The sequence below is a fragment of the Actinoplanes sp. ATCC 53533 genome (assembly GCF_003947245.1).
Genome location: NZ_QHHV01000053.1, coordinates 19,753 through 29,303, shown reverse-complemented (window position 1 = coordinate 29,303; position 9,551 = coordinate 19,753). Strand labels below are relative to the sequence as shown.

6 protein-coding genes and 1 pseudogene are annotated in these 9,551 nt (G+C 64.0%); 1 reads left to right on the top strand and 6 read right to left on the bottom strand.

The window, feature by feature from the left end; genetic code table 11:
* Window positions 1–488 (top strand): DUF2971 domain-containing protein (locus tag DMB66_RS18435; RefSeq protein WP_148112746.1); only part of this gene is annotated, 488 nt, incomplete at its 5' end.
* Between the two features lie 729 nt (window positions 489–1,217).
* On the opposite strand, the gene DMB66_RS18430 is transcribed toward DMB66_RS18435, so the two are convergent.
* From DMB66_RS18430 to DMB66_RS18410, 6 genes and pseudogenes are all read right to left on the bottom strand, one after another.
* On the bottom strand, window positions 1,218–1,493 hold the full coding sequence (locus tag DMB66_RS18430) for a hypothetical protein (RefSeq protein ID WP_125805328.1): 276 nt from the start codon (window positions 1,491–1,493) through the stop codon (window positions 1,218–1,220).
* Between the two features lie 149 nt (window positions 1,494–1,642).
* Window positions 1,643–2,905 (bottom strand): hypothetical protein, encoded by a 1,263-nt coding sequence (locus tag DMB66_RS18425; RefSeq protein ID WP_125805327.1) that lies wholly within the window; start codon window positions 2,903–2,905, stop codon window positions 1,643–1,645.
* Between the two features lie 525 nt (window positions 2,906–3,430).
* A complete protein-coding gene (locus DMB66_RS18420) occupies window positions 3,431–3,940 on the bottom strand; it encodes a trypco2 family protein (protein WP_125805326.1) in 510 nt (169 codons plus the stop codon).
* Window positions 3,941–3,974: 34 nt separating this feature from the next.
* Window positions 3,975–5,606, bottom strand: a complete 1,632-nt coding sequence (locus tag DMB66_RS65910; protein WP_370318691.1) for a CHAT domain-containing protein — start codon at window positions 5,604–5,606, stop codon at window positions 3,975–3,977.
* 66 nt (window positions 5,607–5,672) lie between these two features.
* Window positions 5,673–7,409, bottom strand: a pseudogene (locus DMB66_RS63805) (ABC transporter ATP-binding protein); the annotation flags it as partial.
* On the bottom strand, window positions 7,406–9,115 hold the full coding sequence (locus DMB66_RS18410; protein ID WP_125805324.1) for an ABC transporter ATP-binding protein: 1,710 nt from the start codon (window positions 9,113–9,115) through the stop codon (window positions 7,406–7,408). The pseudogene DMB66_RS63805 and the gene DMB66_RS18410, both read right to left, overlap by 4 nt.
* Window positions 9,116–9,551 lie beyond the last annotated feature (436 nt).

Sequence of the window (9,551 nt, the reverse complement as noted above, 5' to 3'; positions counted from 1 at the left end):
ATCGATACGGCGATCGCCATCGCGGCGTCTGCCTGGTATTCGACGCGGAAACGCTGGGTGCCGAGTTCTCGGAGGCGTCGGATACGTGGGTGCGTGCCAACAGCGTCAGCAGCTTCGTTGATGTGGAGTACCACGATGCTCCGCTGCAGGTTCCGCTTGAAGGCGAGTTCGACCACCTTGACTCGTTGCGAACAGCACTCGGCCGCCTGCTTAACGCCAGGACTATCGCGGCGCTCTACGGTCGCAAGAGCACTGTGTGGCAGCACGAGCGGGAGACCCGGCTCGTGCAAGTGCGTTTCGATCCGCCTGAGCTTGAACTTGACAACCCTCTCTACCTAGACGTCCCGCGGTCGCTGAAGGCAATCGTGCTCGGCACGGAATTCGGCGACACCACCAGCGTGCTTCGATATCTGGCGCAATTCGATGAGCCACGCCCCGAACTATTTCGATGCGTCTGGGACGGCGGCGTACCGCATCTTCGTCGATGAGCTGTCCCTTCTGCGTCGTCCCTATCGGTGACCGCCTCCTGGCAAAGCCTTACGCCCACGGAGCCGCCTGCCGCCGTAGCGCCAGTACGCGAAGGTGGTCAGCGGTCCCAGACGCGCCACCCAACCTGAAGGGCCACCGCCGTGAGAAAATAGACGTGGCCCACTGGGAACTTGCAGAAACCCGCAGGTCAACAACGCTACAAAGGCCTTTCAAAGTGGGAACCTACACCGTCGTCATGTCAGCAGGGCCTGGCGGTGGGTGAGGATGAACGCGGCGGCGGGGCGGGTAGCCGTCCGGCTCGCCGATTTGCCCGGCGTACGCGGGGTTACCGGCGTCGAGCTGCTGTTGAATGTGTCCGCCCATGGACAGCGGTCGCGGGACCGAGGCACCGTCCGGAACGCTGCTTGCACTGCCGGCGTGCGGATCCAGTTCTGCTCGACGAGCCGCGCCGTAAGCCCGGCGCGCAGCGCTTCCGGTGACGTGTTGTCGACACGACGGCGATGGTCATCTGTGCTCCTTCTGTTTCCGAAACCCGAGGTGTTGTCCAGGTGAAAGCGCAAGGTAATGGGCTGCCACCGACAGTTCGCGGCCCGCGCCACGGCGGCAGTCGCCCGATCGTGGCTTCACCGCAGGTCACGGTAGTGCTCGCCTGCCATCGGGCCAGCGTCGCCGCCGGCCCCGGCGCACACAAGATCCGGTCAACGGTCGACCCGTCCTGGCTGGTCGCCTCATGGATCGCTTGCCACGGCGTTGTCTCGTGCCGGCGCCGTGCTTAAGGCAGTGGTCAGCTGAGCACGGAGGTCCCAGCCGGGAAAGTCACCGCCGTCGTGGGCCACAAGGGTGGCGGTGTAGGCGTCGACGCCAGGGCGGCCAGCCGCTTCCCACCGGTCCAGCCAGGCCCGCAGCATGTCCAGCGACGGCGAGCCGGGCCGGTCGGCGATGATGGTGCCGTCGGGTTTTCCGACCATTGTCAAGGCCATAAGCGCCCCGAACTGCGCAAACACGTCGCAAACATGTGCGGGACACTCGTGTGCGCGACGGTTCGGTGACGTCCTGGAATCACCCGTTGGAGGCGACGGAACGGTCATATCTGCTTCGCCTCTCCGTCCTCGCACCGCTACCCGCGCGGGTAGCGGCGGTCGGCCGTGGACATCTACTGAGCGGACGGCCGCGGTGTCCACCATGCACGTAGGGCATCGATGTAGGCGGTCGCCTGCGGCTGCGGCGCTTTGATCCGCCCAGCGGAAATGAGGGAGGCGACGACGGCCCGGGCTCCGGGCGCCCAGGCCAGGTTGTCGTCGAGGTCGGGTATCGCGGCAACGGGCAGCTGGGCGTTGACCCGCTTGACCAGGACACGCAGGTCTTCGTTGTTCTTCATCAGAGTCCCGAGGTGGCGGATCACTGCGGCGCCGGTGCCAGGCGCCAGGTCGAGGTCCGTGTCGATCCGGGCACCGTGGTCGGGTCCGTAGATCCGATCGAGAGCCTCGGGATCGACCGTAAGCAAGACTTTCTTCGTCTGATCATCGAGGTAGCCGTGCCGCGCGAACAGACGTAGGACCTGGCCGGCGGCACCTGGGTGCACGGCTCGGCGGCTGTAGACGGTCGTGAGGGTGTCGAGGACGTCGAGTAGCAGGCCAGGCCCGAACTGGCCTTCGCGGACGAAGTCGTCGGCCGCACGGCCGACGAAGGGATCGCGCCGTTCGACGATGCGTAGGGCGGTGCGTACGTCTTCGTCATTGGTGACCCAGGCGTGAAATTCTGGGCCGGCTTTCGGGATGCCGCATCGGTGGGCCAGGAGCCGCCACGGCGGGATGACGGCTAGATACCATCGGATCAGGGCGAGGTAGCGCTCAGCTTCCTGACGGTTGGCGAACCGGCGGGTGCTGGCTGTGGCTAGGACACACTCGTGGACCTTCTCCTTCCAGATTCCCCAAAGATCCTCGAGCCCCACCTGGCGGTATGCCTCATCGACGACGAGGTGCTCGGCCTCGTCGACGACACGCCCGAACACGCTCATCAACCGTGCGCTCTCGGTTAGGTAGTTGTCGGGATCGTTGATCTCGTGCCGCGGCCTGGGTGGTTCTTTGCGTGCGGCCTCCATCGCTTCGTGCACCGCTGCGACCTGCTCGACCGCTGCCCAAGTCTCGTTCGACAGGATCACAGTCGTATCGAAACCGGGACGAAGCGGGCTCGTGACAGCGCGAATTCGCGCGGCGGTCGCCCGCCAGAAGGTGAGCTCCCGCCGACGGTGTTTCGCTTCGGCCCGCTCTTCGAGGATCTTCAACGCGGCTGCCTTGCCGTTGACGTTCAAGAGCGGCTCACGGCGCAGCGTCCGGTCGTGGATCTCGGCGTCCTCGGCCGCCTTCAGCCGACCGACCGGCACGTTCTGGCGCAGCGGTTCGATGACGGGAGTCAAGCCAGCTTCCTTAAGCACGGCAATCCACTTCCGCAGTGGCTCAGACGCAGGGTCCTTGAGATGTCCGGACAAACGCGCAGCAAGTGTCTTCGTGGTCGCCCCGATATAGGCGACACGAAAGTCACGGGGGTCCTTGAGCGCGTAGACAGTGCCGCTTGTCACCGCGCTGCGAGTCTGCGCCACCCGCTTCTCCCATCCATGTCTGGTAATGACTTCTCATGGTGCCGGGTGGGTACGACAGTTTCAGGGGTGAGACATTTCCTGTCGGCGTACGTGCTCCAGTGCAGAGGCGCGTACGCCAGCAAATACACAACGGCCATCAACATACGCAACTGCACACGAGCACTCGGCGGACGGGCCGACGGGCCGCGTAGAGACATCACGACTACACGGCGTGACGGAACTACGGCTCTAGCACCGCCCGGATTTGCCGATAACAGTGTGCTGTCGGCACGCAGAGAAGCGCAGTGAACTGGAGGGCAGTACAGCTACTATTTGACGGCATTATTGGTTCGACGGAAAACCTTAAAGGGGTGGTCCTATCGTAAGTGTGACTGATTGCGTAACCTGATCTTCAGCTTCGCCTTCGCCTACGATTTTAATCGAACCGGACTCTGTGACTACAAAGTCCAGAGTCACTGTGCTGGTCTTGAGGACGAAAGGGTCGTCCCCGCCGGCGGCCGCGGCAAGTGCTGTACGAATTGCGGCAATCGCATCGGTTAAGGAACCTTCAATGTTGCCGCCTCGCACCTCAATCTCCTCACCTGGAGCCGGAGGCACTAACGTGACCACAACCCTCTGCGCGTTCGCCCGCGTACGGGCCAGTTTGCCACCGATTTTTAGGCCAACGCCAGGGACCGTCAACTCGACACCGGCGCCAGCGCTTCCTTTGGCGAAGACAACTGTCGACACCGTCACTTCCGTGACGCGAAGATCTCTTTGAGTGTCACCAATGGACATGTTCGTCTTCTTGACAGCCCTCTTCACTGCACCAATTAGCTCGGTGAACGAGATTCCATCATCATCGACACTCATCTGTTTACATCCTTTCATTGGCATCGCAGAATCATTACCGCCCCGGCACGGCGTTCGGATCACCGTAGACGCTGTAGGCCAGCCAGGTCGGGTCATCGTGATTGAGAGCCGCCACCCTGCGGGCATGCAACGACGCCCGCCCCAGCGTCTTGCCTTCCATCAACTGACCGTAGAAGACTTCGGCGAAAGTCTGCGCGCTGGCGCTGCGCACATCCCACAGGGTCCCGACGAACGCACCTGCTCCAGCGGCGAGGAACTGCTGTGCCCAGCCCATCATTCGCGTGTAATGGGGCACAGCTCCAGCCGAGCGGCAGGCATTGATAAACACGAGTGGGTGTGACGAGGCAAGGGCCTCCGTCGCCTTGGCGCGCTCCAGTAGTGTCGGCACGAAGTCACCATCACCCATTGCAATCGACGATCCGGTCGCCCCGGGCTTGTAGGAGTTATGGCAGGCGAAATGGGTCAGGCCCAGATCGCCGGCGTCCAGGAGCTGCAATAGGTCCGTCAAATCCGTAACAAGCTCAGGCTCGCCTTCGCCGGACATAATGCGGTACAACGATGTGATCTCTGTGGCCGCATTGCTGGGGCTACCGGGCGGAATCACGAATCGGGCGTTGCCGATGTTAATGCGGCGCGACCGGGCTTGGTTATACACCCGGCGCGTTACCGGCACCTGTTCAATCAAGAATCCTTCGTCTTGAGTCTTAGTTATCGGATATAACAATTCCCACGGCACCGTATCCAGCCCGGTTGCGATGGAGAATGTCGTGATACCTGACCGCACCTGCCAGAACTGCTCACGGATGGCTTCGGGCACCAAACTGTTCCAAAGGGCGATACCAGTGTTTTGCATTAGTCTGCGCACGATATCGGCATTGTAGCCACTTGTACGTCGCGCAAGCTGGCGGAGCGTATCGATAATCTGCTCCGTGGTGGCATCCGGGCCAGAGGAAATTGATTCGACGATCACTGGATCGAAAAGTTGAACGTCACTGAGAAGCTGAAACGTATATCGGCCTCCGTCGCTGCGTACCTGCAAGGTGACCTCGCCCGACTCCGGCCGGACCGACTCGATCTCAGCACTTTTCACCTGCGTGCCAGCGTGCGGCCCACTCACTGTCACCGAAACTTGGAATTCGAGTTCAGCGAGGAAGGTCCCACCCGCCCAGGCAGTCACGTGAAGTCTGTGCAAATCGATCTCGTTCGCGCTAAACACGAATCGCAGGGGATCCGAGTCGCCCGTGGGGGGCACATGGATGATCTGCTCCATGGGACTGCGGATCGCCAACCCCGCACCGGGTTCGACGATGACGCTCACATCAGTACCTTCTGCGCCGACATGCAACCGGCGCAGCGGCACAACCCGGGTGTGCTGGGTGTTGGGATGCTGCTGGGCTATCCGGACAGTGAGACTAATCTCGGATGCCAGTCGAGCGTGCGAGGGGAAATGACCGACGAGCAACCGTTGATCATCGACGATCCGCGGATCAGCAACCGGCCCACCTTGACCGCCGAGCACTTCGTGTGGTGTGTCATGGACAGCGGAGTCACTACGGGTCTGCCTGGAGTCAACATATTGGTGTTCACCGTCCGGACCGGATCGCAAAGGATCAGTTGATGCCGGGAAACGCAGAACCTGCTTATCGCCTCCAACGCTATCCCCCACGACGATCACGTCGGTGGAGCCGGTTGGCCGACCGGGCAAAGGACCGGCCAACTCCCGGTGCCTGGCACCATGCCAAGACGCCCACAGAGCGGCGTACGATCCGCCCGCCGCGACTAGGTCGTCGTGCGAGCCCAGCTCCGTGATCCGGCCGTCCTCGACCACCACCACGCGATCCGAGTCTTGCGCCGAAAATAGCCGGTGCGTGATGGTGATGACGGCGCGGCCACGCAACGCCGCTGCCAGCGATCGTTCCAAGTCCCGGGCGGCCCGCGGGTCCAGCATCGAGGTCGCCTCATCGAGTACCAGCACCTGCGGGCCAGCCAGCACCAGCCGCGCCAACGCAATCTGCTGCCCCTGAGCCGCCGACAGCGTTGCCCCGCCGGCGCCAACCTCGGTGTCCAGACCGTCCGGCAACGCCTCTGCCCACTCCAGAGCGTGGACGGCGGCCAACGCGGCGCGGACTTCCAGCTCCTCCGAGTCGGGCCGGACTATCGCGACGTTGTCGCGCAGCGTGCCCATAAAGACGTGGCTTTCCTGGCTGACCAACGCGACCTGGGTGCGCAGCTGGTGCAGCGGCAGATCCGCCAATGGCACGCCACCGACCGTGATCAACCCGTGCGTGGGGTTATCCACCCCGGCGAGCAGCCGTCCTAACGTAGATTTGCCAGATCCGGAGGGGCCAACGATCGCCAGTCGTTCCCCCGGCTCGACGAACAGGGAGATGCCGTGCAGCACCTCCCGCCACGCATCATAGGAAAACCGCACGTCGTTTACCGCGATACGGCCTATACGCGGCGTCCTGGCTTGTTGCGGATCGGTCTCCTTGGTGGTTCCCGCCACGCCTAGTAGTCGGGCCAGTGAGGCTTCGCCCACCTGAAGCTCGTCCAACCAGCCAAAGAACCGATCGATCGGGTCGATCAGGAACTGCGCGTAGAGCACCGCCGCGACGACCTGACCGAGGCTGACCCAGCCCAGCAGGTAAAGCCAGCCGCCGAGGCCCACAGATCCAACGATTGGGAGCACATAGCCGACCTCCAATGTGGGGAACCACACCGTACGCAGAAACAACGTGTACCGCTCCGTGCGGTACGAGCGGCTCAGGTCGGCGTCCGTGCGCCGGATCCGGTCGGCTTGCCGGCGCAGAGCGTCAATCGTCCGGGCCCCCTCGACGGTTTCCGCGAGGCCATCAGTGATCTGCGAATAGGCGGCGTTCTCCCGGAGGTAGCCGAGACGGGCCCGACGCAGGTACCAGCTAGTGGGGATCGTGAATATCGGCACGGCGATCAGCAACGGCAGAGCGAGCAGTGGACTGACCAGGATCAGTGCACCCACCGCCAACGTCGCGGTCAGCATCGCGATCATCGTTTCGGGCACCGCGAACCGCACGCACCGCGATAGCGCGTCGACGTCCCGCGACGTCCGCGAGAGCAGATCTTCAACCCCTGACCGTTCCACCGTCGACAGCGGCACCGCCAGCACCCGGTCCACGAACTCCTCGCGTAGCTCGGCCTGCACCCCCTCGCTGAGCCGGGCCGAGGCCAGATGAGAAAATCTGATCAACACCGCCTGCACGATGACGAACGCAACGATGGCGACCGCGATGCGGTCTGTGGTGTCAAAACCGGCACCGTGAACCACCAGCTCGACTAATCTGCCCAACAACCACGGTCCAGCCAAGCCCGCAATCGCGGCTACGGCGTGCACACCCACAGCGAAGAGAAGTAGGCGCCGGTGCCGGCGGAACACAGCCAAGGCGTACCGATGGACCTGGTAGGTGTCCGCTACTGGCAGCACGCTGCTCACTCTCGGAGTACCGTTCGCCCGTAGGAAAAGCAGCTATCTAGCAATCCACTGTGAGTTCCTTCAGCAACCACAACACCGTTCTCGACGTAAAGGACATAGTCAGCGCGGTCCAGCACCAGTGGACTGGTGGTGCAGATGACGGTGGTGCGACCCAGCCGTACAGAACCTAGTCGATCGGCGATGCGCGCCTCGGTGTGCGCGTCGACTGCGCTCGTCGGTTCAACCAAGATGAGAAACTCGGGGTCGGCGATCAACGCCCGCGCAAGCCGTAGCCGTTGTTGCTGACCACCGGAAAAGCTGCGCCCCTGGCCGGCCACCTCAGTATCAAGGCCATCGGGCAATGCCGCAACGATTTCGTCCGCACCGGTGGCTACGAGAGCCACGGAAAGAGCGGTGGATTGAGACGCGATCCCCGTCGGGTCAAGGTCGGCGCGTAACGGGCCGGAGAACAGTCGGGCGTCGTTGTCCGCCACTAGGATCCGGTCGCGCACGGTCGCCAGGTCAAGATCCTGCAGCGGTACGCCGGCCAGCGTCGGTTCGGCGCCCGCCGCCGGGTCCGCGTAGCGGCCCAGCCGGTCGGTGATGGCGACCGCGTCGGCGGGCACGGCCGCGGCGATCGCGGTGACCAGGCCGCGCCGGACCACCACTCCGGACACCCTGTCCACCAGCTCACCACCGCGAGGCACCGGAGCGGGCCGGGCCGGATCGGCCAAGTCAGAATGGACCCCCAGCATCCCCACCACGCGGCGGCTGGAGACATGGCCCCGGGTCAGCTTGTCCAGCGTCTCGATGAGCTGCCGCAGCGGCGCGACCAGGAACGCCGCATACCCGTAGAAGGAGACGAGCTGGCCGATGGTGATCTGCCCGGACAGCGTGAACCGGGCGCCGAGCCAGGTCACCATGGCCAGGAAGACGCCCGGGAGCAGAACTTGGACGGATTCCAGCAGCGCTTCGACGTACGCCACCCTGACGCCGGCCGCGCGCAGCCGCTGCGATTCGGCGCGGTAGCGCCGGGATATGACCGGCTCGCCGCCCACCCCGCGCAGCACCCGTAGGCCGGCGACTAGGTCCGTGGCCCGGGCGGTCAACGCGCCCTGTTGCGCGCGGTATGCCTGCTGGCGGCGGTGCAGCGGCCGGATGAGCAGACCGACGACCGCCATCAATAGTGGCACGCCGAGCACCACCACCAACCCCAGCGGCACGGAGGTCTGCAGCAGGATCACGGTGACCGTCAGGATGGCGACCAGCGAGCCAGCGCCACGGGCGGTGATGTCCAGGGCGCCGCCGATGTGGCTGATGTCGGCCGTACCGATGGCCACCACCTCGCCCGCGTCCAACCGGCGCGGCAATGCCGAGCCCAGCCGGTTCGCCTGCCGGACAGCGACCTGCACGGTCCGGTACGCCCCGGCTAGCCAGTTGAAGACGGCCAGCCGGTGCCTGACGATTCCGGCGGCCGCCTGCACTACCCCGGCGCCGAGTAGCACCATGCTCCACATGAGAAGCGCGCCGGGATTGCGATTGGCCAGGCCAGCGTCGATAGCCCGGCCGATGATGGCCGGCACAAGCGCCTGGCAGATCATCCAAAGAACGCCGAAGACCACACCACCGGTGACAGACGGCCATGCATTCCGGGCAAGCCACCACAGGTAGCTGGTGGCGGAATCACCCGCAGGGGTGCCAACATTCGAGACGGGTAACGTTCGCATTTGGGTTGGACGCTACGGCCTCGACCCCATGATCGCGAGTGCCAATTTGCATCGACCCGATTGCATCCTTGTGCCTCAACTGTCGAGCAGGGCAGGCCCGCGGCCTGAGGAGGTAGATGAAGTCTGCGACAGCGACGCCCGGACGCGGCAACATCAGCAGCCAGATCGAGCAGAATCCCCATCGGGACCGCTCGGCGACCAGCACGCCGTGTGGCCAAACCGCGCCAGATGCCACGATCCGGTGCACTACATTGCCGACGATAGTGAGCATAGCGCATGCTCCTGATTGCCTCGATGGCTCGCCCCGCAAATTTGCCGCGTGCCGTTGTCGACCGCTTCGGCAAGCGATTGTTAAATCGTCGCCTGAAACGACCATCGCGCTACCTGTCAGACCGAACAACCTTTCCCGGATGGCGGTCCGGCGCACCGATAACAG

What these genes read in the sequence shown, in the direction of transcription:
- DMB66_RS18420 (WP_125805326.1), bottom strand. Translation starts at nt 3,940, where the DNA reads ATGAGTGTCGATGATGATGGAATCTCGTTCACCGAGCTAATTGGTGCA.
- DMB66_RS18410 (WP_125805324.1), bottom strand. Translation starts at nt 9,115, where the DNA reads ATGCGAACGTTACCCGTCTCGAATGTTGGCACCCCTGCGGGTGATTCC.